Source organism: Streptomyces sp. E2N166 (assembly GCF_003671715.1).
GTDB classification, from domain to species: Bacteria; Actinomycetota; Actinomycetes; order Streptomycetales; family Streptomycetaceae; genus Streptomyces; species Streptomyces thinghirensis.
Genome location: NZ_RAIF01000031.1, coordinates 476,568 through 499,688, shown reverse-complemented (window position 1 = coordinate 499,688; position 23,121 = coordinate 476,568). Strand labels below are relative to the sequence as shown.

The 23,121-nt window shown below is 67.4% G+C and carries 17 protein-coding genes; 6 read left to right on the top strand and 11 right to left on the bottom strand.

The window, feature by feature from the left end; all coding sequences use genetic code 11:
- Nucleotides 1-1,687 (top strand): prolyl oligopeptidase family serine peptidase (locus EBH09_RS24290; protein ID WP_238697432.1); only part of this gene is annotated, 1,687 nt, incomplete at its 5' end.
- Between the two features lie 128 nt (nucleotides 1,688-1,815).
- Here the strand turns inward: EBH09_RS24290 and EBH09_RS24285 are convergent.
- The 5 genes from EBH09_RS24285 to EBH09_RS24265 are packed head-to-tail and all read right to left on the bottom strand — an operon-like array spanning nucleotide 1,816 to nucleotide 7,402.
- Nucleotides 1,816-2,883 carry a dipeptide ABC transporter ATP-binding protein gene (locus EBH09_RS24285; protein ID WP_121749053.1) on the bottom strand — a complete coding sequence of 356 codons (1,068 nt, stop codon included), beginning with the start codon at nucleotides 2,881-2,883 and terminating at the stop codon, nucleotides 1,816-1,818.
- Complete coding sequence (locus tag EBH09_RS24280; protein WP_121749052.1) at nucleotides 2,876-3,859, bottom strand: ABC transporter ATP-binding protein; 984 nt, start codon at nucleotides 3,857-3,859, stop codon at nucleotides 2,876-2,878. The genes EBH09_RS24285 and EBH09_RS24280 overlap by 8 nt, the downstream gene beginning before the upstream one ends.
- 8 nt (nucleotides 3,860-3,867) lie before the next feature.
- A complete protein-coding gene (locus tag EBH09_RS24275) occupies nucleotides 3,868-4,851 on the bottom strand; it encodes an ABC transporter permease (RefSeq protein ID WP_193776497.1) in 984 nt (327 codons plus the stop codon).
- The gene (locus EBH09_RS24270) at nucleotides 4,844-5,767 is read right to left on the bottom strand and encodes an ABC transporter permease (protein WP_121749051.1); all 924 of its coding nucleotides are present in this window, start codon (nucleotides 5,765-5,767) and stop codon (nucleotides 4,844-4,846) included. Before EBH09_RS24270 ends, EBH09_RS24275 begins: the two co-directional genes overlap by 8 nt.
- 9 nt (nucleotides 5,768-5,776) lie before the next feature.
- Nucleotides 5,777-7,402: an ABC transporter substrate-binding protein gene (locus EBH09_RS24265; RefSeq protein ID WP_121749050.1), complete on the bottom strand. Its 1,626-nt coding sequence runs from the start codon at nucleotides 7,400-7,402 to the stop codon at nucleotides 5,777-5,779.
- Between the two features lie 533 nt (nucleotides 7,403-7,935).
- Here EBH09_RS24265 and EBH09_RS24260 point away from each other — a divergent pair.
- From EBH09_RS24260 to EBH09_RS24240, 5 genes are all read left to right on the top strand, one after another.
- A complete protein-coding gene (locus tag EBH09_RS24260) occupies nucleotides 7,936-8,964 on the top strand; it encodes an ABC transporter permease (RefSeq protein ID WP_238697431.1) in 1,029 nt (342 codons plus the stop codon).
- Between the two features lie 77 nt (nucleotides 8,965-9,041).
- Complete coding sequence (locus tag EBH09_RS24255) at nucleotides 9,042-10,802, top strand: ABC transporter substrate-binding protein (RefSeq protein ID WP_121749525.1); 1,761 nt, start codon at nucleotides 9,042-9,044, stop codon at nucleotides 10,800-10,802.
- Nucleotides 10,803-10,907: 105 nt separating this feature from the next.
- A complete protein-coding gene (locus tag EBH09_RS24250; RefSeq protein ID WP_121749048.1) occupies nucleotides 10,908-11,888 on the top strand; it encodes an ABC transporter permease in 981 nt (326 codons plus the stop codon).
- Nucleotides 11,889-11,935: 47 nt separating this feature from the next.
- Nucleotides 11,936-12,973 (top strand): ABC transporter ATP-binding protein, encoded by a 1,038-nt coding sequence (locus tag EBH09_RS24245; protein WP_121749047.1) that lies wholly within the window; start codon nucleotides 11,936-11,938, stop codon nucleotides 12,971-12,973.
- Between the two features lie 26 nt (nucleotides 12,974-12,999).
- Nucleotides 13,000-14,040, top strand: coding sequence for a dipeptide ABC transporter ATP-binding protein (locus EBH09_RS24240; RefSeq protein WP_121749046.1), 1,041 nt, complete (start codon nucleotides 13,000-13,002; stop codon nucleotides 14,038-14,040).
- Between the two features lie 142 nt (nucleotides 14,041-14,182).
- Here the strand turns inward: EBH09_RS24240 and EBH09_RS24235 are convergent, their stop codons facing one another.
- From EBH09_RS24235 to typA, 6 genes are all read right to left on the bottom strand, one after another.
- A complete protein-coding gene (locus tag EBH09_RS24235; RefSeq protein WP_121749045.1) occupies nucleotides 14,183-15,298 on the bottom strand; it encodes a dipeptide ABC transporter ATP-binding protein in 1,116 nt (371 codons plus the stop codon).
- A gap of 12 nt (nucleotides 15,299-15,310) precedes the next feature.
- Nucleotides 15,311-16,372: an ABC transporter ATP-binding protein gene (locus tag EBH09_RS24230; RefSeq protein WP_121749044.1), complete on the bottom strand. Its 1,062-nt coding sequence runs from the start codon at nucleotides 16,370-16,372 to the stop codon at nucleotides 15,311-15,313.
- Between the two features lie 10 nt (nucleotides 16,373-16,382).
- Entirely contained in the window at nucleotides 16,383-17,360 is a 978-nt protein-coding gene (locus tag EBH09_RS24225; protein WP_121749043.1) for an ABC transporter permease, read from the bottom strand.
- A 103-nt stretch (nucleotides 17,361-17,463) separates the two neighbouring features.
- A complete protein-coding gene (locus EBH09_RS24220; RefSeq protein ID WP_121749042.1) occupies nucleotides 17,464-19,275 on the bottom strand; it encodes an ABC transporter substrate-binding protein in 1,812 nt (603 codons plus the stop codon).
- 102 nt (nucleotides 19,276-19,377) lie between these two features.
- Nucleotides 19,378-20,412: an ABC transporter permease gene (locus tag EBH09_RS24215; RefSeq protein ID WP_121749041.1), complete on the bottom strand. Its 1,035-nt coding sequence runs from the start codon at nucleotides 20,410-20,412 to the stop codon at nucleotides 19,378-19,380.
- 698 nt (nucleotides 20,413-21,110) lie between these two features.
- Nucleotides 21,111-23,018: a translational GTPase TypA gene (gene typA, locus EBH09_RS24210; protein ID WP_121749040.1), complete on the bottom strand. Its 1,908-nt coding sequence runs from the start codon at nucleotides 23,016-23,018 to the stop codon at nucleotides 21,111-21,113.
- Nucleotides 23,019-23,121 lie beyond the last annotated feature (103 nt).

Genomic DNA, 23,121 nt, shown 5'->3' with positions numbered 1-23,121 from the left:
CAGGCACATCGCCTACGTCGCCCGGGGCGCCCTGCGGGTCGTGGGTGCCGAGGGAGACGGGGACAGGGCGCTGGCCGAGGCGGACACGGAGGGCGTCACCCACGGGCTCGCCGAGTTCGTCGCCGCCGAGGAGATGGGGCGCAGCCGGGGCTTCTGGTGGGGGCCCGGGTCGGACCGGCTGCTGGTGGCACGCGTGGACGACACGCCGGTCAGCCGGTGGTGGATCTCCGACCCGGCCCATCCCGAGCGTGATCCACACCAGGTGCGGTACCCGGCGGCGGGCACCGCCAACGCGGACGTACGGCTGTTCGTGATCGGGCTGGACGGGGGGCGCACGGAGGTCCTCTGGGACCGGGCGCGGTATCCGTATCTGGCGCGAGTGCACTGGTCAGCGGCGGGTGCGCCACTCCTCCTCGTACAGGCGCGCGACCAGCGCAGCCAGTTGTTCCTGGCCGTGGACACCGAGTCCGGGGCGACCCGGATGGTGCACGCCGACGAAGATCCAGTTTGGCTGGAACTCTTCCCCGGCGTGCCCTGCTGGAGCCCTTCCGGGCAGCTCGTGCGGATCGCCGACGAGGGCGGCGCACGCGTGTTGGCGGTTGGTGAACGACCGCTCACGGGTGCCCAGTTGCATCTGCGGGCGGTGCTGGACGTCTCCGGCGACGACGTGCTGGTTTCCGCGTCGGCCGGCGAGGAGGCGGCCGAGCCGGAGACGGGCGAAGTGCACGTGTACCGGGTGAACGAACTCGGCGTGGAGCGAGTCTCGCAGGAGCCCGGCGTGCACTCGGCGGTGCGCGCCGCAGGCGTGACCGTTCTCGTCTCCGCGACGCTCGGCCGGCCGGGGACGCGGGCGCGGGTTCTGCGGGACGGGAAGCCGATGGCGACCGTCGCCTCTTACGCCGAAGACCCCGGTTTGTCCCCGCGCGTGACGCTCACGCAAGGGGGCGCACGCCGTGTCCCGTGCGCCGTGCTTATGCCAAGGGACTACCACGGTGACACCCCCCTCCCCGTACTCCTGGACCCGTACGGTGGCCCGCACGGTCAGCGCGTGGTGGCCGCGCACAACGCCCACCTCACGTCGCAGTGGTTCGCCGACCAGGGCTTCGCGGTCGTCGTCGCCGACGGGCGGGGCACTCCGGGGCGCTCCCCCGCCTGGGAGAAGGCCATCAAGGACGACGTGGCCGCGGTCGTGCTCCAGGACCAGGTGGACGCGCTCCAGGCCCTCGCCGCGGACTTCCCGCTCGACCTGAACCGCGTCGCCATCCGCGGCTGGTCCTTCGGGGGCTACCTGGCCGCCCTGGCGGCCCTGCGCCGCCCGGACGTCTTCCATGCCGCCGTCGTGGGCGCCCCGGTCACCGATCTGCGGCTGTACGACACCCACTACGAGGAGCGCTACATCGGCCACCCGGGCGAGCAACCGGAGGTCTACCGCCGCAACTCGGTGATCGACGACTCGGGCCTGGTCGACGCCGCCGAGCCGCGGCGCCCCATGATGATCATCCACGGTCTCGCGGACGACAACGTGGCGGTCGCCCACTCCCTGCGGCTGTCCTCGGCCCTGCTGGCCGCGGGCCGCCCGCACGAGGTGCTCCCGCTGTCCGGCGTCACGCACATGACCCCGCAGGAGTCGGTCGCCGAGAACCTGCTGCTGCTCCAGGTCGACTTCCTCAAGCGGTCACTGGCATAGCGTCGCACGAAGGCACCAACCGCTTTAACACGAAGGCAACTTCGCCGAAGCGGCACCGATATACGGACGCGCGACGCTGATCAGCGTACGGCCGTGCGGGTGCCGTGAGCGGGCCGGGGAGCGCCATGTCACCCCGGCCCGCTGCCGTGCCCACCACCGTCTCCATCCGCCTCATGGGGCACCACTTGCCTCTCCTCCGCGAAGTGGCAGGCCGAGTCGTGGGCCGCGGGACCGGTGGCATGCCGGAACTCGGCGGGGACGGCGAGCGCCGGTACCTCCAGGGCGCAGCGCTCGCGCGCCTTCCAGCAGCGGGTGCGGAAGCGGCAGCCGGACGGGATGTTGGTCGGGGACGGCACGTCGCCGGCCAGGATGATGCGTTCGCGGTACTCCCGGGCCTCCGGGTCGGGCACCGGCACGGCGGACAGCAGCGCCTGGGTGTAGGGGTGCGTGGGATGGTCGTAGATCTCGGCGTCGCGGCCGGTCTCCACGATCCGGCCGAGGTACATCACGCCGACCCGGTCCGAGATGTGCCGGACGATGGACAGGTCGTGGGCGATGAAGATGTAGGACAGGTCGAACTCGTCCTGGAGCCGGCCCATCAGGTTGATCACCTGCGCCTGGACGGACACGTCGAGGGCCGAGACCGGCTCGTCCGCGACGATGATCTCCGGGCGCAGCGCCAGCCCCCGCGCGATGCCGATGCGCTGGCGCTGGCCGCCGGAGAACTGGTGCGGGTAGCGGTTGATGTACTCGGGGTTGAGGCCGACGACGTCCAGCAGCTGCTGCACCCTCTCCCGCCGGTCGCCCTTGGGCGCCACCTCCGGGTGGATGTCGTACGCCTCCCCGATGATGTCGCCCACCGTCATGCGGGGGTTGAGGGAGGTGTAGGGGTCCTGGAAGACCATCTGGATGTTGCGGCGTACGGACTTGAGGGCCTTGCCCGACAGCTTGGTGATGTCCTCGCCCTTGTAGCGGATCTCGCCGGCCGTCGGCCTCTCCAGGTTGACCAGCATCTTGGCGACCGTGGACTTGCCGCAGCCGGACTCGCCGACGATGCCCAGGGTCTCGCTGCGGTCGAGGTGGAAGTCGACGCCGTCGACCGCCTTGACCGCGCCGACCTGCTTCTTGAAGAGGATGCCGGTGGTGAGCGGGTAGTGCTTGACGAGACCGCGGACTTCGAGGATCGGCTCAGTCATGCAGGCACTCCCTCCAGAAGTGGCAGGCGCTGCCCCGCTCCGCGTCGGACTCCGTCACGTCGTACAGCGGCGGTACGTCGGTGCGGCAGACGTCCTGGGCCATCGGACAGCGGGGGTGGAAGGCGCAGCCGGGCGGGATGCGGGTGAGGTTGGGCGGCAGGCCCTTGATGGCGTAGAGCTCCTGGCCCTTCTGGTCCAGGCGCGGGATCGACTCGAGCAGGCCGCGGGTGTACGGGTGGGCGGGTGCCTTGTAGATGTCGTGGACCGGCGCCGTCTCCACGATCCGGCCCGCGTACATGACGGCGATCTTGTCGGCCACGTCGGCGACCACGCCCAGGTCGTGGGTGATGAGGATCAGGCCCATGTGCAGCTCGCGCTGGAGTTCCGCGAGCAGGTCCATGACCTGGGCCTGGACGGTGACGTCGAGGGCGGTGGTCGGCTCGTCGGCGATGATCAGCTTCGGCTCCAGGGCCATCGCCATGGCGATCATGATGCGCTGGCGCATGCCGCCGGAGAACTGGTGCGGGTACTGCCGCACCCGCTCCTTCGCGGCCGGGATGCGTACGCGGTCCATCAGCTCGACGGCCTTGGCGTGGGCGTCCTTGCGCGACATGCCGCGGTGCACGGTGAACATCTCGGCGAGCTGGGCGCCGACGGTGAGGACGGGGTTCAACGACGACAGCGCGTCCTGGAAGATCATCGCCATCTCGGCGCCGCGGACCTTCCGGCGTTCCTCCTCCTTCAGCTTCAGCAGGTCCCGTCCCTCGAAGAGCACCTCGCCCGCGGTGATCCGGCCCGGGGGCACGTCGAGGATGCCCATGACCGTCTGGGCGGTGACGGACTTGCCGGAGCCGGACTCGCCGAGGACGGCCAGGGTCTCGCCCGCGTCGACGCCGTAGCTGACTCCGTTGACGGCCTTGGCGACGCCGTCCCGGGTGTGGAACTCCACGTGCAGGTCGCGCACTTCCAGCAGCATGCGGCGGCTCACCTCAGCTTCGGGTCGAGGGCGTCGCGCACCGCGTCGCCGAGCATGATGAACGCGAGGACGGTGATGGCGAGGGCTCCGGAGGGCCACAGCAGGGCGTGCGGGGCGTTGCGGACGTAGGGGGCGGCGGCGGAGATGTCGATGCCCCAGGAGACGCTGGGCGGCTTGAGGCCGACGCCGAGGAAGGACAGGGTCGCCTCCAGGGAGATGTAGGTGCCGAGCGCGATGGTCGCCACGACGATGACCGGCGCGATCGCGTTGGGCGCGATATGGCGCAGCAGGAGCCGGGAGTTCGAGGCGCCCAGCGCGCGGGCGGCCTGGACGTAGTCGTTCTGCTTGGCGGTGATGACGGAGCCCCGGGCGATGCGGGAGATCTGCGGCCAGCCGAGCAGCACGATGAAGCCGATGACCGGCCAGACGGTGTTGCTGGTGATGACGGAGAGCAGGACCAGTCCGCCGAGGACCACCGGGATCGCGAAGAAGACGTCGGTGATGCGGGACAGGACCGCGTCCCCCGCCCCACCGAAGAATCCGGCGAGCCCGCCCAGCACGCTGCCGAGGACCGCGACCCCCAGCGTGGCGAGGACGCCGACCGCCACCGACGTACGGGCGCCGTAGACGGTGCGGGTGTAGACGTCGCAGCCCTGGCCGTTGAAGCCGAAGGGGTGGCCGGACTGGGAGCCCTCCTGGGCCTTGGCCAGGTCGCACTTGAGGGGGCTGCCGGAGGCGATCAGGGACGGCCAGATGGAGATGACGATCAGGAAGAGGATCACCAGGGCCGAGATGATGAAGACCGGGTTGCGGCGCAGGTCGTGCCAGGCGTCGGACCAGAGGCTGCGGGGCTTGTCCTGGGGGCCGGTGCCCTCCGGGCCCCCAGGAGTCTTCTCCAGGGTGACCGCCTCGCTCGCGCCGAGGTCCATCTGTCCGCCCATGCCGGTGCCGGCGATCGCGCGCTCCGGCTCGTACGGCTGCTGCTCAGGCATAGCGGATCCTCGGGTCGAGTACGGCGTACAGGAGGTCGACGACGAGGTTGGCGACGAGGAAGACGAGGACCAGGACGGTGACGAAGCCGACGACGGTCTGCGTGTTCTGCCGGAGGATGCCCTGGTAGAGCTGGTAGCCGACGCCGTGGATGTTGAAGATCCGCTCGGTGACGATGGCGCCGCCCATCAGGGCGCCGATGTCGGTGCCGATGAAGGTGACGACGGGGATCAGGGAGTTGCGCAGCAGGTGCCGGGTGATGACCCGGTGGCGGGGCAGGCCCTTGGCGATGGCGGTGCGGACGTAGTCGGAGCGCCGGTTCTCCGCGATGGAGGTACGGGTCAGCCGGGTGACGTACGCCAGGGAGACCGAGGCGAGGACCAGGCCGGGGACGATCAGCTCGCGGAAGGGGGCCTCGGAGGAGACGGCCGGGTCGATCCAGCCCCACTTGACGCCGAGCAGGAGCTGGAGGAGGAGGCCGGTGACGAAGGTGGGGACGGAGATGACGACCAGCGTGAGCAGCAGGACGCCGGTGTCGACGGGCCGCCCGCGGCGCAGGCCCGTGACGACGCCGAGGACGATACCGACGACGATCTCGAAGAGGATGGCGATGATGGTGAGCCGGATGGTGACCGGGAACGCCGTGCCCATCAGCTCGGTGACCGGCTGACCGTTGAAGGCGGTGCCGAAGTCGCCGGTGAAGACGTTGCCCATGTAGGTCAGGTACTGCTGCCACACGGGCTGGTCGAGACCGAACTCGTGCCGCAGCTGCGCGGCCGTCGCCGGATCGCACTCCCGGTCGCCGCACAGGCCGGCGATGGGGTCGCCCATCACGTTGACCATCAGGAAGATCAGCAGCGTGGCCCCGATGAAGACCGGGATCATCTGGAGCAGCCGCCGGACGACGTAGCGTCCCATGGCGCCCCCTCAGCCGACCTTGATCTCGTTGTAGACCGGGACGCTGAACGGGTTGAGCTGCACGTTGGACAGCCGGTCCGAGTAGCCCGCGCTGCCGTTCTGGTACCAGAGCGGGATGGCGCCCATCTCGTCCCGCAGGACCTCCTCGGCCTGCTGGAAGAGGCCGACGGCCTTGGGGGTGTCGGTCTCGGCGTTGGCCTTGTCGACGAGGTCGTCGAACTTCTGGCTGGACCACTTGCCGTCGTTCGAGGAGGCGTTGGTGTAGTAGAGCGGCTGGAGGAAGTTCTGGATGAGGGGGTAGTCCATCTGCCAGCCGGCGCGGAAGGGGCCGCTCATCTTCCGGTCGGTGATCTGGTTGCGGAAGTCGGCGAAGGTGCCGACCGGGTTGCCCGCGCAGGCGCGGTCGTTGTCCAGGGCGTTGTTGATGGAGTTGCAGACCGCGTCGACCCACTGCCCGTGGGATCCGGTGTCGGCGTTGTACGTGATCTTGACCTGGCCGCCGGGCAGTCCGCCGCCCTCGCTGATCAGCTTCTTGGCCTCGTCCGGCTTGTACTCGCAGGCCTCGCCGCACAGGCCGGCCTGGTAGCCGCCGTCCTCGCCGAGGACGGGTGAGGTCCAGTCGGTGGCCGGGGTGCGGGTCTGCTGGAAGATCGTGTCCGTGATCTGCTTGCGGTCGATCGCCATGGACAGGCCCTTGCGGACCTTCTCGGAGCCGGGCTTGCTCCAGTCGTTGTCGTAGAACGGGAACGCGAGCGTCTGGATGATGCCGGCCGGGGTGTTGATGTACCGGTCACCGAGGTCGTTCTTCACGTTCTTGAGCTGGGCGGCGGGGACGTCGTCGACGAGGTCGAGGTTGCCGGCCATCAGGTCGGTGTAGGCCGTGTTGTTGTCGGTGTAGACCTTGAGGTCGACGCCGCCGTTCTGCGCCTTGTCGGGGCCCGGGTACTCCTCCCACGTGCGCAGGGACATCTGGGAGCCGCGCGCGTAGTTGTCCACCATGTACGGGCCGTTGCCGACCGGCTTCTGCACCCAGGCGTCGTGGTCGTCGAAGAAGGCGCGGGGCAGGGGCGCGAAGGCCGGGTAGCCGAGGGTGTCGGGGAAGGTCGAGAACTTCTGGCTGAGCTTGACGGTGAAGGTGCGGGGGCCGGTCACCTTCAGCCCGGAGAGTGTGTCGGCGCTCTGCCCGCCGCTCTCCGGGTGGGTCTTGTCGTAGCCGTCGATGTACGCGAAGAAGTAGGCGTTGCGCTGGTTGTTCTTCAGGCTCGCGCCGTAGTTCCAGGCGTCCACGAAGGACTGGGCGGTGACCTTCTCGCCGTTGCTGAAGGTCCAGCCGTCCTTGACCGTGATCGTGAAGTTCTGCGAGTCGGAGGTCTCGATCTTCTCGGCGAGCATGTTCTGCGCCTCGCCGGTCTCGGGGTCGTACTTCTTCAGCCCCCGGAAGATCATGTCGAGGACCTTGCCGCCCTGCACCTCATTGGTGTTGGCCGGCTCCAGCGGGTTCTGCGGGTCGCCCCAGGAGGAGCTGAGGACCGCGCTCGTGTCTCCGCCGCTGCCGCCCCCGCCTCCGCAGGCGGTCGCCGCGAGGGCCGCCGCCGCCGCGCATGCGGCCCATCTGGCGTGCCTGGCTCCGCGCATGGAGTGCCTCCTCGTGCCCTGACTCGTTCGACTCGTTCGACTCGTTCGCTGACTCGTCCGCTGATCCATTACCGGCCAGCATCAGGGCAAAAGGGGCACATCGCACACGCATACCTCCTTTTGGAGGAACCCAACAGTCGACCGGCGATGCCTGACGGGGTGTCGGGGCGATGTCGGGGTGAGCCCATGTATGCCGCGGCGAAGATTCCTGAATCCCGGCGCAATGGATCCTCACCATCCGATGCGGAACCGTTGGATTACGAACCCCTCGTGTACACATTCCGACGACTCGGCGTCCGCATAACGAACGCCTTGCCCGATTAGTCCATTTGGCCCGCTATAAGGCACGGATCGATCACGGCACGCTACACGCGTAGCTATGGTTCACCCAAGGAGAGGTAAAGAAAGTAAAGAGAAAGCCAAGCCGAGCGGGATTTTATTGACCTTGAACGAATTGCGTTGAAAAAGTCCGGCGTAGCCCGTAGGGGGACGCCCTGCGGAGTCATCAGCCCCTCCCTTGGGCCAGGAGCACCATGACCCCCCCAACTCCATCAGCGGCTGCCCCGCTCGAGGTGACCGACGAGAGCGTCGTCAAGTCGCCCACGCCCACCACCAATCAGGGCAGCGAGAGCCGTTCACCGGGCCGACTGGCCTGGAAGCGCTTCAAGCGCGACCGCGCGGGTGTCATATCCGCGTGCATCGTGCTCTTCTTCTTCGTGATCGCGCTCGCCGCGCCGCTCATAGCCAAGCTGTACGGCAAGGACCCTTACACCACGTACGCGAGCCAGCGCCCCGAACTGCTCGACGCCTTCTCGTACCCGGCCGGTCCCAACGGCGGCATGAGCTCGGAGTTCTGGTTCGGCATCGAGCCGCAGCTCGGCCGGGACGTCTTCACCTTCCTCCTGTACGGCATCCGGACCTCGCTGGGCATCGCGGTGGCCGCCACCCTGCTCACCGCGCTCCTCGGTATCGTGATCGGCATCACGGCGGGCTATCTTGGCGGCAAGACGGACTACTTCGTCGGCCGGGTCATCGACATCCTGCTGTCGTTCCCGTCCACGCTGTTCTTCATCGCCTTCATGCCGGTCATCTACGGCCTCTTCGTCGCCCCCGACGAGAACATCCCGACCTGGCTCCGTGCCATCTCCCTGATCATCGTGCTGGCCGGCTTCGGCTGGGCCTCCCTCGCCCGACTGCTGCGCGGCCAGGTACTCGGCCTGCGCGAGCGGGAGTTCGTGGAGGCCGCCAAGGTCACGGGAGCGTCGCCGCGGCGGATCGTCTTCAAGGAGCTGCTGCCCAACCTGTGGACGCCGATCATCATCCAGTCCACGCTGATGCTCCCGGCCTTCGTGACCGCTGAGGCGGGTCTGGCCTTCCTCGGCGTCGGCATGATCGACCCGACCCCGGACTGGGGCGTCATGATCCAGCGCGGCGCCCAGTTCTACACCGAGGACATCACCTTCATGCTCTTCCCGGGCCTGTCGATGGTGCTCTTCGTCCTCGCCTTCAACCTGCTCGGCGACTCGGTGCGCGACGCACTCGACCCGAAGTCCAAGCGCTGACCCGTTACTCCCTCCGGTCCGTACACAGGAGTCCGGCCGGCCATCTCCGTCCCGCATGACCACCCTTGGGGTTCACCATGGCTTTCTCCCGCAGAAACTTCCTCATAGCGACCGGTGTCGTCGCGGCCTCGTCCTCGGTCCTGACCGCCTGCGGCGGTGAAGACAAGGGCGGCTCGGCCAAGAACGACGCTCCCAAGGTCAGCGGCACCAAGACCGTGGACATCCCGGTCGGCACCAAGGCCGATTCGACCGGTCCGGCCCCCGAGGTCAAGGGTGCGGTGAAGGGCGGGACGGTCTACTCGCTCGACCAGTTCGACATGGACCACATGGACCCGGGTCAGATCTACGTGTCGACCGAGGGCGCCATCACGGTGCCGATCATGCGCGGTCTGACCGGCTACAAGATCGACGACAAGGGCGCCACCACCCTCGTCGGCGACGCCGCCACCGACGCCGGCACGATGAAGGACGGCGGCAAGACCTGGTCCTTCACCGTGAAGGAGGGGCTGAAGTGGGAGGACGGCTCCGAGGTCACGATGGACGACGTCCGTCACACCTTCGAGCGCCTCTACGCCTCGTTCATCACCGAGGGTCCGATCTACGTCCAGTCGTGGCTCGAGGGTGCCGACAAGTACGAAGGCCCGTACGACGACAAGCACCTCGACTCGATCGAGATCGACGGCCGGACCATCACCTTCCGCCTCAACGAGGCGCGCGGTGACTTCAACTACACCGTCGCCATGCGCGGTTACTCCTTGGTGCCGAAGAAGCACGACACCAAGGAGAAGTACGACAAGCGCCCGTTCTCCTGCGGTCCGTACAAGATCGAGAGCCGCAGCGTCGGCAAGTCCCTGACCTACGTGCGCAACGAGCACTGGGACCCGAAGACGGACCCGATCCGCAACGCGTACCCGGACAAGTTCCACTTCCAGTTCGGCTTCCAGCAGCTGGCCGCGACCGACCGCTTCATCGCGGACTCGGGCAACGACAAGTACGCGATGGCGATCTTCAACGAGGTCGCTCCCGAGCGCATCGCCCAGGTGCTCACCAACGCCGAGCTGAAGAAGCGCGTCCTCACCCAGGTCGACACGGTCACCTACTACTGGCCGATCAACACCACGCGCATCACGGACCTCAAGGTCCGTCAGGCCATCAACTACGCCTGGCCGCACCAGCAGCTCCAGACGATCAAGGGCGGCGCCTCCGTCAGCGAGATCGCCACCACGATCATGAGCCCCGTGACTCCCGGCTACGAGCAGTTCGACCTGTACGGCACGACCAAGAAGCCCGGCGGCGACCCGGCCAAGGCCAAGGCGCTGCTGAAGGAGGCCGGCAAGGTCGGCCAGAAGCTGGTGATCGCCTACCAGCAGTCGGACAACTCGGTCAAGCAGGCCGTCGCGATCAAGAACGCCCTGGAAGAGGCCGGCTTCAAGGTCGTCAACAAGCAGGTCGACAAGTCGACCTTCTACACCCAGATCGGCGACATCGAGAACGGCTACGACCTGTTCGCCGCCGGCTGGAGCCCGGACTGGCCGAACGGCTACTCCGTCTTCTTCCCCTGCTGGCACGGCAAGAACATCGGCGACGGCCGCAACAACTACGCCCAGCTGAACGACACGGGCGTCAACAAGGCGATCGACGCGGCCTCCAAGATCGCGGACCCGGAGGAGGCCAAGAAGGCCTGGGGCGCCATCGACCGTCAGATCATGGAACTGGCGCCGGTCGTTCCGGACTACCACTCCATCCGCAACTGGATGTACGGATCCAAGATCGGCAACGTCGTGTACGACGCCGGCAACACCTGCATCGCGCTCTGCAAGCTCTACGCGATGAAGTAAGCGCGCACGACTCCAGGGGGGCGGCCACCACCCTTATGGCCGCCCCCTGCGGCCCACCCCCCTCTTACCCCCGGCGACGGCGCCCCGTCCGGAAAGTCACGCCCCATGCTCCGCTTCCTAGTCCGCCGAGTCTCCGGTGCGATGGTCATCCTGCTGATCATCAGCGCCGTCACCTTCTGGCTCTTCTACGCCATCCCGCGTGACCCTGCCATGATGTCCTGCGGCAAGAACTGCACGCCGGAGAATCTGGAACAGATCCGGAAGAACCTGGGCATCGACGAGTCGATCCTGATGCAGTACTGGCACTGGCTCGTCGGCGTCTTCGCCGGACGGGACTACGCCGGATACGGCTACTGCGACGCGCCGTGCCTCGGCTACTCCTTCGCCAACCGCGAGCCCGTCTTCGGCACGATCATGGACCGGCTGCCGCTGACCCTCTCGCTCGCCTTCGGCGCGGCCGTCGTCTTCCTGATCATCGGCGTCGGCGCGGGCATGCTCGCCGCGCTGAAGCAGGGCAAGTTCCTGGACAAGTTCGCCAGCTCCGTGTCGCTGCTCGGCTCCTCGCTGCAGATCTACTTCGTCGGCTACATCGCGATGTTCTTCCTGGTCTCGGAACTCGGCGTCCTCAGCCAGCCGTCGTACACGCCGCTCACCGAGAACCCGGCCGCCTGGATGTCCGGACTGTTGCTGCCATGGCTGGTGCTGGCGATCATCTTCACCGCCAACTACACCCGTATGACGCGCTCCCAGATGGTGGAACAGCTCAGCGAGGACTACGTGCGCACCGCACGGGCCAAGGGCCTGTCCAAGCGCAACGTCTTCTTCCGCTTCGCCTGGCGCGGTGCGATGGGCCCGATCGTCACGCTCTTCGGCATCGACCTCGGTGTGCTGATCGGCGGCGCCATCATCACCGAGACGACCTTCAGCCTCCAGGGCATCGGCCGACTCGCGATCCAGTCCGTGAACCAGAGCGACCTGCCCATGCTGCTCGGTGTCACCGTGCTGGCGGCCGGCGCGATCGTGCTCTTCAACATCGTCGTCGACGCGGTCTACGCCCTCATCGACCCGCGGATCCGGCTCGCCTGACCTCCGCCCGTAGCCCCCTACCCCGCATCACCTCCTGGAGCGTCCCCGTGACGAGCACCGAACAGCAGCCCTTCCTCTCCGTCAGGGACCTGAAGGTCCACTTCTCCACCGAGGACGGCATCGTCAAGGCCGTCGACGGGCTCTCCTTCGACCTCGCCAAGGGCAAGACGCTCGGCATCGTGGGCGAGTCGGGCTCGGGCAAGTCGGTCACCAACCTGACGATCCTGGGCCTGCACGACCGGGACCGCACCGCGATCGACGGCGAGATCGTCCTCGACGACAAGGACCTGCTCACCGCCACCGAGCGGGAGCTGGAGCGGCTGCGCGGCAACAAGATGGCGATGATCTTCCAGGACGCGCTGGCCTCGCTGTCGCCGTACCACACCGTCGGCAAGCAGATCAGCGAGACGTACCGCAAGCACACCGGCGCCTCCAAGAAGGAGGCCCGGGACCGGGCGATCGAGATGCTGCGCCGGGTGGGCATCCCGCAGCCGGACGTCCGGGTGGACGACTATCCGCACCAGTTCTCCGGCGGTATGCGCCAGCGCGCGATGATCGCCATGGCGCTGGTCTGCGACCCCGAGCTGCTCATCGCGGACGAGCCGACCACGGCCCTCGACGTGACGGTCCAGGCGCAGATCATGGACCTGCTCAAGGACCTCCAGCAGGAGTTCGGCACGGCCATCGTCTTCATCACCCACGACCTCGGTGTCATCGCCGACATCGCGGACGACGTCCTGGTGATGTACGGCGGCCGGTGCGTGGAGCGCGGCACCAAGGAGGAGGTGCTGCGCGACCCGCAGCACCCGTACACGCTGGGTCTGATGAGCTCCATGCCCAGCCTGGACGGACCGGTCGACGTGCCGCTGGCGCCGATCCCGGGCTCGCCGCCCTCGCTGCTCAACCCGCCCACCGGCTGCCGGTTCCACCCGCGGTGCGCCTTCGTCGAGAAGGTCGAAGGCGGGCTGTGCTCCTCGGAGCAGCCCGCGCTAGAGGTGGTCAAGGGCCGTGGCTCCGCCTGCCACCTTCCCCCGGCCCAGCGCTCGGAGCTGTTTGCCGACTTCGCCGGTTCCCGGCTCAACTGACGTAAAAGAGACAGGACTTCACCATCATGAGCAACGCGGAAACGCTCCTGGACGTCAGCGGCCTTACCAAGCACTTCCCGATCAAGGGCGGCTTCCCCATCTCGCGTACGGTCGGAGCCGTGCGGGCGGTGGACGGCCTGGACTTCCAGGTGCGCGAGGGCGAGAGCCTGGGCCTGGTCGGCGAGTCCGGGTGCGGCAAGTCGACGACCGGCCGGCTGATCACCCGCCTGCTGGAGCCCACGGGCGGCAAGGTCGTGTACCGGGGCCAGGACATCACGCACGCGGGGCGCAAGGCGCTCGCGCCGATCCGGTCCGAGATCCAGATGATCTTCCAGGACCCGTACGCGTCCCTGAACCCGCGCCAGACGGTCGGCAAGATCATCGCCGGTCCTATGGAGATCAACGACATCAACCCGGCCGGAGGGCGCGAGAACCGGGTGCGTGAGCTGCTGGAGATCGTGGGTCTCAGCCCCGAGCACTTCAACCGGTTCCCGCACGAGTTCTCCGGTGGTCAGCGCCAGCGCATCGGGGTCGCCCGCGCCCTGGCCCTGGAGCCGAAACTGATCGTGGCCGACGAGCCGGTCTCCGCGCTCGACGTGTCCATCCAGGCCCAGGTGGTGAACCTGCTGCAGAAGGTGCAGCAGGAGCTGGGCATCGCCTTCGTCTTCATCGCCCACGACCTCGCCGTCGTACGGCACTTCTCGCAGCGCGTCGCGGTCATGTACCTCGGCAAGATCATGGAGATCGCCGACCGCGACGACCTGTACGACAACCCGCGCCACCCCTACACGCGCGCCCTGCTGTCCGCCGTGCCCGAGGCCACGGTGGAGGACACGCCCCGCGAGCGCATCCGGCTCGTCGGCGACGTGCCCTCGCCGATCAACCCGCCCTCGGGTTGCCGCTTCCGCACCCGCTGCTGGAAGGCGACGGAGAAGTGCGCGTCCGAGGCGCCGCCGCTCGTGCAGGTGGAGGGCAACAAGGCCGGACACCTGACCGCGTGCCACTACCCCGAGACGGATGACGTACCCTCGCCCCGTCTCACCAAGAGCCCCCGGGCGGCTGCCTGACAACACCCCTTTTCTGTCGGCACCGCTCGCGGAACGGACTTCTACGGCCCATTGACCCGAGCCCGGAACGTCCGCTCCAGGGAAACCGAGGGCCCGCGCCTCCCCAGGCGCGGGCCCTCGGTCTGTTCGCGGTGTGGCCGGGTCAGCCCTTGTCCGGTCCCTCCAGCGCGGCCAGCGCCGGGTCGAGGACGATGTCCTCCTCGCGGGCCGCGATCGTCGGCTCCTCCGGGAAGTGGCAGGCCGTCAGGTGACCGTCGCGGTTGCCGTCGATCCGGACCAGTGGAGGCACCTCGCTCGCGCACTTGTCCTGCGCCTTCCAGCAGCGGGTGCGGAAGCGGCAGCCGGAGGGCGGCATGATCGGCGAGGGCACATCGCCGGCGAGGCGGATCCGCTCACGCTCCTCCGGCTCGTCCACCATCGACACCTCGGGAACCGCCGACAGCAGGGCGTGGGTGTAGGGGTGCCGCGGCCTGGCGTAGATGGAGTCCCGGTCGCCGACCTCGACCACCCTGCCGAGGTACATGACGGCGACTCGCTTCGAGAAGTGCCGGACCACGGCCAGGTCGTGGGCGATGAACAGGAAGGCGATGCCCAGCTCCTGCTGCACCTTCTGCAGGAGATTCACAACCTGCGCCTGGATCGACACGTCCAGCGCGGAGACCGGCTCGTCCGCGACGATGAGCTTCGGGTTGAGCGCGAGGGCGCGGGCCACGCCGATGCGCTGGCGCTGGCCGCCGGAGAACTCGTGCGGGAAGCGGTTGAAGTGCTCCGGGTTGAGGCCCACGAGTTCGAGCAGCTCGCGGACCCTCTTGTCCCGGCCGCCCGCCGGGTTGATTCCGTTGACCTCCATCGGCGACTTGATGATCGTGCCGACGGTCTGCCGGGGGTTCAACGAGGAGTACGGATCCTGGAAGATCATCTGGATCTCGGAGCGGACGGACGCCAGTTGCCTCCGTGAGGCATGGCTGATGTCCTGACCCGCGTACTCGATCTTCCCGGCCGTCGGTTCCAGGAGCCGGGTGATGAGCCGGCCCGTGGTGGACTTGCCGCAACCGGACTCGCCCACCAGGCCGACGCTCTCACCGGCGCCGACGGTCAGATCGACGTCGTCCACGGCCTGGACGGCGCCGACCCTTCGTTTGATCGGGAACCCGCCGTAGATCGGGAAGTGCTTGGTCAGACCCTCGACCTTCAGCAGCGTCTCGGCCGACGCCGTGGAGGAGCCCTGCTGTGCGGGAAGGGTGAGTTTGTCGCTCATGTCTCGGTCTCCCTAGCGCAGCCGGGGCTGGATCTTGTCGATGAAGAAGGTCTGCTTCTGCTCCGCCGTCAGGTGGCAGGCGGCGGCCCGTCCCTCGCCGAGCGGCGGACGCTCGGTGCTGCACCGGTCACCCGGCACCTCGCCCGTGAACGCGCACCGCGGGTGGAAGGGGCATCCGGACGGCGGGTTCAGCAGGCTGGGCGGCGTGCCGGGGATCGGGGTGAGCGCCTGGTCGATGCTGCCGCCGAGCCGCGGCATCGAGCTGAGCAGCCCCCACGTGTACGGATGGCGTGGCCTGCGCAGCACCTCGGCGGTGCTGCCGCGCTCCACGGCCCGGCCCGCGTACATCACCAGCAGGTCGTCGGCCATCTCGGAGATGACTCCGAGGTCGTGGGTAATGAAGACGATGGCCGAGCCGAACTCCTGCTGGAGGTCCTTGAGCAGATCGAGGATCTGGGCCTGGACGGTCACGTCCAGGGCGGTGGTCGGCTCGTCGGCGATCAGCAGGTCGGGGTCGCAGACCAGCGCCATGGCGATCATCGCGCGCTGACGCATACCGCCGGAGAACTGGTGGGGGTAGTCGTCCACCCGGGACTTGGGCTGCGGGATGCCGACCTTGGTCAGCATCTCGATCGCCCGCGCCCGCGCCTCCTTCTTGGACGCGCCGGTGTGTTTCATGAAGGGCTCGGCGATCTGCCGGCCCACCGTGTAGTACGGCGAGAGCGCGGTCAGCGGGTCCTGGAAGATCATGGCGACCTTGTTGCCGCGGAGCTTCTCCATCTCCTTCTCGGTCGCGGTGACGAGTTCCTTCCCGTCGAGGACGATCTCGCCCTCCACGGTGGTGTTCTTGGGGTTGTGCAGGCCGAGGACGGTGAGGTTGGTGACGGACTTGCCGGAACCCGACTCTCCCACGATGCCGAGAGTCCGGCCGCGCGCGACGTCGAAGGACAGGCCGTCGACCGCCTTGACGATGCCGTCCTCGGTGGAGAACCGCACCCGGAGGTCGCTTACCGAGAGGAAGGACTCCGGCCCGGTCGGGGCCGTCTCGCCTTCGGTCTTGGTCAGAGTGCTCACGGTGTTTCTCCTAGCTGAGCCGCACGCGCGGATCGATGTAGGCGTAGGCGAGGTCCACGAGGATGTTCAGGAGCAGGATGAAGAAGGCTCCGAACAGCATGACGCCCATCGTCACCGGCAGGTCCTTGGTGAGCGACGAGTCGACCGCGAGGCGACCGATGCCGGCCAGGTCGAACGTGAACTCCGTGACCACCGCGCCGGACAGCAACGCGCTGAGGTCCATGCCGAGAATGGTGACGATCGGGATGAGCGAACCACGCCAGGCGTAGCGGAAGAAGACGTACCGCTGTTTCATGCCCTTGGCCCGTGCGGTGCGGACGTGCTCCTCCTGGAGCTGCTCGATCATGGTCGAGCGGGACATACGGGTGTACTGGGCGGTGAAGATCGTGGCCATCACCAGCCAGGGGATGAGCAGACCGATCGCCCAGGTGACCGGGTTCTCGGTGAACGGCTTGTAACTCGGGTTCTCCATGATCCCGGACTGGTAGACGAGAATGCCGAGCACGATCGGACCGAGGAAGTAGATCTGGAACGAGCTGAGGACGATCGAGGCACCGCTGACGAGCTTGTCGGCGGCCGTGCCGCGCTTCCAGGCGGCGAGCAGGCCCGAGCCGAGGCCCAGGATCAGGAAGATGACCAGACCGCCGACCGTCAGCGAGAGCGTCAGCGGGAACCGGTCCATGATCGAGTCCCAGACGAACTCACCGGAGTCGAACGACATGCCCAGACACGGCGCGGAGCAGTGTCCCTGGGCGAAGTCCCGCCCGGCGACGATGCCCGTCATGAACTCCCAGAACTGGGCGGTGATGGGCTTGTCGAGACCGAGGTTCTCGCGGATCACCGCGATGTTCTCGGGTGAGCAGTTCTTGCCGCAGGACAGCTCGGCGAAGTCCTGAGGGATCGTATAGAACAGGAAGAAGGTGAACGCGCCGATCAGGAACATGATCACGACGGCGCCGATCAACCTGCGAACGAGGAACTGAAGCATGGCAGGTGGATGCTCTCTTCGGACGCGGCGGCAGGGAGGGATTGCCGTCCGCGGGGGTGCGCTCCGCCTGGCGCGCACCCCCGCGGTCAGCCGGGCTGGAGGGCTACGGCTGCTTCAGGAACAGGTCGTTGATGTCGATGTAGCTCGACTCGTTGCTGTACCTGGCGCCACCGATGTTCGATCCGTAGAGCTGGATCTGCTTCGAGTAGTAGACCGGGGCGGCCGGGTTGATCTCCTCCACGATGCGGTGGTGGGCCTGCTCCCAGGTCTTGGCGGCCTCCTCCGGCTGCTGCGTCAGGGCCTTCTTGATCATCTCGTTGACCTGCGGGTCGTCGATGTGCGAGTAGTTGGACCCACCGTCGGCGACGAGTTCACCGTCGTAGACCGGCGTGATGACCGTGGACGCCGAGGGCCAGTCCTGGCCCCAGCCGGTCATGTAGAGGTCGTACGGGTTCTTCAGCTTGCCGACCTGCTCGTAGAAGCTGGCCCGGTCGATCTCCTTGGCCTGGACGTCGAAGCCGATCTTGTTGAGCGCGTCCTTGATGATGAGCATCTGGGCCTGGCCGCGCGGGGTGTTGGAGTAGGCGTAGGTGAGCTTGGTGCCCTCCTCGACTCCCGCCTCCTTCAGCAGCTTCTTGGCCATTTCCGGGTCGCCGTTCGGCTTCTTGAGCTTGCCGAACGGGTCGTACTTCGGGTCGAAGTTCGGCAGAGTCGGGGCGAGCAGACCGCCGGCGACCTCACCGCCGTAACGACCGCCGTCCGCCTGGACCATGGACTGGTTCGGGATCGCGTAGGTGATCGCGTCCCGGATCTTCTTGTCCTTCATGCGGTCGAGGTTGAAGGTCAGCTGCCAGACGTAGGGCTGGTACCCCTGGATGGTCCGCTTCTTCGCCGAGGCGTCGCCGATGACGGCCGACATCTGGGCCGGGTCGACCGAGTCCGTGAACTGGATGGCGTTCTTGGCCTCGCCCTGGTCGGCCATCAGACGCTTGGTCTGGCTGGCCTGGTCGATGGTGCTGGTGAAGTTGTAACCGTCGACGTACTGGTGGCGCACCGAGTCCGTCTTCGGGTCCCACTGGTCGTTCTTGACCAGCTTCATCGACTTGCCGGGCTTGTACTCGGCGATCTTGTAGGGGCCGAGGGCCGCCGGGGCGTCGTCGTACTTCTCCTTCGTGTCCCGCTTCTCGGGCACGATGGCGTACCCGGCCATGGCGAGGGCCTGCGGAAGGTCCTGGCGCGGCTGGGAGAAGTGGAAGACGACCGTCTTGTCGTCCGGTGTCTCCAGCACCGAGTCCGGCAGGTGCTTGCCCTTGTACGGCCCGTCCGGCAGTGCCTTGCGGTAGTCGTTGCCGGAGAGCCAGGACTGGACGAAGGTCGGACCGTCGAAGATCACCTTCGAGTACAGGCGCTCGATGGTGTGGCGGACGTCCTTCGAGGTGATGGGGTTGCCCTGGTCGTCCTTGATGCCGTCCTTGAGCTTGAACGTCCAGGTCTTGCCGCCGTCCGAGGACTGACCCGAGTCGGTGGCGATGTCACCGACGACGGTGAGGTTGCCCTCCTCGTCCTCCTGGAAGTTCGTCAGGCCGCGGTGCACCAGGTTGGCGAACTGACCGGCGTCGCTGACGTAGATCTGCCCCGGGTCCATGTGGGTCAGGTCCGACTGCATGTAGACGTTGATGAAGCCGCCGGGCTTGGCGCCGGGGACCTCTTCGGCCGGGCCGTTGGACGCCGCGGCGTCACCGTAGGCGACCGGGTCCTGCTGCTTGGCGGCGTCCTTCTGGCCCTTGGCGTCGCTCTTGCCCTTGCTGCCGCCGTCACTGTCGCCGGAGCACCCTGCCAGCACCAGCGTGCCGGCCATGATGGCCACGGCTATGGCGCGTGTGGTGCTCGTGGTGCGCTTTCTGATGGGCTTCATGATGCCGATCCACCTGCCTGTCGATAGTTGTCCACGAGTGCTGCCTGACGGTCCGGAAAGCCCGGCACGGGGGCGGCAGCTCCCCCACCCACCAATGGACGATTACCGTCCGGTCTTGGGGTCGAACGCGTCCCGGACGGAGTCTCCGAGAAGGTTGAAGGAGAGAACGAAAACGACCAGTGCCACGCCCGGGAAGAACATGAACATCGGGTCCTGCTCGTACACGTCGGCACCGATGGCGAACATGCGGCCCCAGTCGGGGGTCGGTTCGACGAAGCCGACACCGATGTACGAGAGGAAGGCGATGGACAGGATCGTGCTCGGAAGGATGTACGTGGCCTGCACCAGGATCGGTGTCACGATGTTGGGCAGGATCTCCTTGCGCACGATCCGCCACGGAGAGGCACCGGACACCTTGGCCGCCTCCACGAACTCACGCTCGCGGAGCGTCAGTACGGAGCTGCGTACAAGACGAGCCAATCCCATCCAGCCGAGGAACCACATCACCAGGGTGATGGCCACGGCCCGCAGATAGGTGGGGGTCTCGTCCTGGGGGGAGACGAACATCGCGGTCACGACGGGCATGAAGGCGATGAAGAACAGCTGTTGCGGGAAGGCCAGGAAGAAGTCGGTGATCCGGCCCAGCCAGTAGTCGACCCGGCCACCGAAGAAGCCGCTGACCATCCCGATGATCACGCCGGTGACGACACAGAGCAGCGTGACGACCACGGCCATGTACAGCGAGGTTCGCATGCCGTACAGCAGCATGGTGAACACGTCGCGCCCCAGCTTGGGCTCGACACCGAACCAGAAGTCACCGGACATGCCCCCGAAGGAACCGGTCGGCATGGCGAAGTCGTCCAGCAGGAAGGGGTACTCCGGTTCCTGGGCGTACAGGGTGTACGGATCCTTCCCGTACAGCTTGGCGATGAGCGGCGCCAGCGCCGATACGAGGAAGTAGAGAATCACCACGCACGCGGAGACGACGCCGGTCCGGTCACGCTTGAAGCGCAGCCACATCAGCTGCCCGGGAGACCGGCCTTCGTGGCTCTTCGTCTCCACGGCCTTGACGCGATCCGGCGCGTCGTCGGCGGCGGCCGACGTTCCGCTGCCCTCGATGTCGATTGGACTTGTCACAGTTCGCCCATTTCACAGGTGTGGGTGTGCCGAACCGACGAACGGCGCAGGGTGTGCGCGATCGCGGAACGGATCATGAAGAAGCGTCGAGTGGTCCCGTGGAATGCGGGAAACCCGCAGCCGGACGCGCGTAGCCGGATGCCCGGACGTCAGCGGCCGACCCGCTCCTCAGAGTCGATCGCCGTCCGACGGGGCGAAGTTGGGGGCGACGGACCGTGTGACCCACTTGGTGTTCGTGACACCGCGCATGGGGCTCCTCCTCATGACTCCACGTGTTCACCGACAGGAGGGGGCACATATCTGCCTTCCGACACCCCTGACGGAAGGACAGACACCCCCTGGTGCTCGTGAGTCGGCGCTGTCCCCACAGCGCGAGACCCATTGACCCGAGCGCTACGCGGCTAACTATCTGCCATGACCAGAAGGACCGACCACCGTCTTTAAATCTCAATTCAGTCACAGCTGACAGGGAGATCTTCCAAAATCTGGACAAACTGTTCGGGACGAGAAGGCCGCGAAACGGACTTGTTACATGGCTATCGGGCGTCGATCTCCGTGTTTCGGACACCGAGGGCCGCCGGAAGGGTGCCGGAAGGGTGCCGGGGCCCCGGAAAACCGGTTGAAAAAAGCCCGGGTGCCCCCATGATGGGGGCACCCGGGCTCCGCCGCGTGCCGACCGCGCGCCGGCGGCGGGTGGATCAGTTGTGCTTGGCGCGGCTCGCGGCGCGGGCGCGCTCGCGGGCATCCAGGTTGACCTTGCGGATGCGAACGGCCTCCGGGGTCACCTCGACGCACTCGTCGTCGCGGCAGAACTCCAGCGACTGCTCCAGCGAGAGCTTGCGCGGCGGGACGATCGCCTCGAACGAGTCGGCCGAGGACGACCGCATGTTGGTGAGCTTCTTCTCCTTGGTGATGTTCACGTCCATGTCGTCGGCGCGCGAGTTCTCGCCGACGATCATGCCCTCGTACACCTCGGTGCCGGGCTCCGTGAAGAGCACGCCGCGCTCCTGGAGGTTCGTCATCGCGAACGCGGTGACGGCACCGGAGCGGTCGGCGACCAGCGAGCCGTTGTTACGGGTCGTGAGGTTGCCGAACCAGGGCTCGTGGCCCTCGTGGATGGAGTGCGCGATGCCGGTGCCGCGGGTCTGGGTCAGGAACTCCGTGCGGAAGCCGATCAGACCGCGGGAGGGGACCACGAACTCCATGCGGACCCAGCCGGAGCCGTGGTTGGACATGTTGTCCATCCGGCCCTTGCGCACGCCCATGAGCTGCGTGACCGCGCCCATGTGCTCCTCGGGCACGTCGATCGTCATGCGCTCGACGGGCTCGTACGTCTTGCCCTCGACGTCCTTGGTGACGACCTGCGGCTTGCCGATGGTCAGCTCGAAGCCCTCACGGCGCATCTGCTCGACCAGGATGGCCAGCGCCAGCTCACCGCGGCCCTGCACCTCCCAGGCGTCCGGGCGCTCGGTGTCCAGGACACGGAGCGAGACGTTGCCGATCAGCTCACGGTCCAGGCGGTCCTTGACCTGGCGGGCGGTGACCTTGCGGTCCTTGACGGCCGCCTTGTTGTCCGCGCCCTTGCCGGTGGCACCGCGGCCGACCAGCGGCGAGGTGTTGGTGCCGATGGTCATGGAGATCGCGGGCTCGTCCACCGTGATCAGCGGCAGCGGGACCGGGTTCTCCTGGTCGGCCAGGGTCTCGCCGATCATGATGTCCGGGATACCGGCGACGGCGCAGATGTCACCGGGCGCGGCCTTCTCGGCGGGCTTGCGGGTGAGCGCCTCGGTCATCATCAGCTCGGAGATCCGCACGTTCTGCACGGACCCGTCGCGCTTCATCCAGGCGACCGTCTGGCCCTTCTTCAGCTCGCCCTGGTGGACGCGCAGCAGGGCGATACGGCCGAGGAAGTTGTCCGCGTCCAGGTTGGTCACGTGCGCCTGGAGCGGGGCGTCCTCGTCGTAGGTCGGGGCCGGGATGTAGTCCAGGATCGTCGAGAAGAACGGCTCCAGGCTGGTGGAGTCGGACGGGACCGTGCCGTCGTCGGGCTTGGTGAGGGAGGCGACGCCGTCGCGGCCACACGCGTAGACGATCGGGAACTCGATCTGCTCCTCGTCGGCGTCCAGGTCGAGGAAGAGGTCGTACGTCTCGTTGACGACCTCGTCGATCCGGGCGTCCGGGCGGTCCGTCTTGTTGATGCAGAGGATGATCGGCAGCCGCTGGCTGAGCGCCTTGCGCAGCACGAAGCGGGTCTGCGGCAGCGGACCCTCGGAGGCGTCCACGAGCAGGACGACGCCGTCGACCATCGACAGACCGCGCTCGACCTCACCGCCGAAGTCGGCGTGGCCGGGGGTGTCGATGATGTTGATGGTGATGACGTCGCCGCCATCCTTCGGGTGGTACTTCACCGCCGTGTTCTTGGCGAGGATCGTGATGCCCTTCTCACGCTCCAGGTCGTTCGAGTCCATCATGCGGTCGTCGACGCCTTCGAGCTGGTGCGCGGCGAAGGCGCCGGCCTGCTTCAGCATTCCGTCGACGATGGTGGTCTTGCCGTGGTCGACGTGGGCGACGATGGCGACGTTGCGGATGTCGTGGCGCGTGGCCATATGAGGCGTACTCCCGGAGGGTGTGAGGACGGCCCTCGCGTACGTCCGTGTCACGCGGGCCTGCCGGGCGATACATGCCACGGCCTCACCCAATGGTACGGGG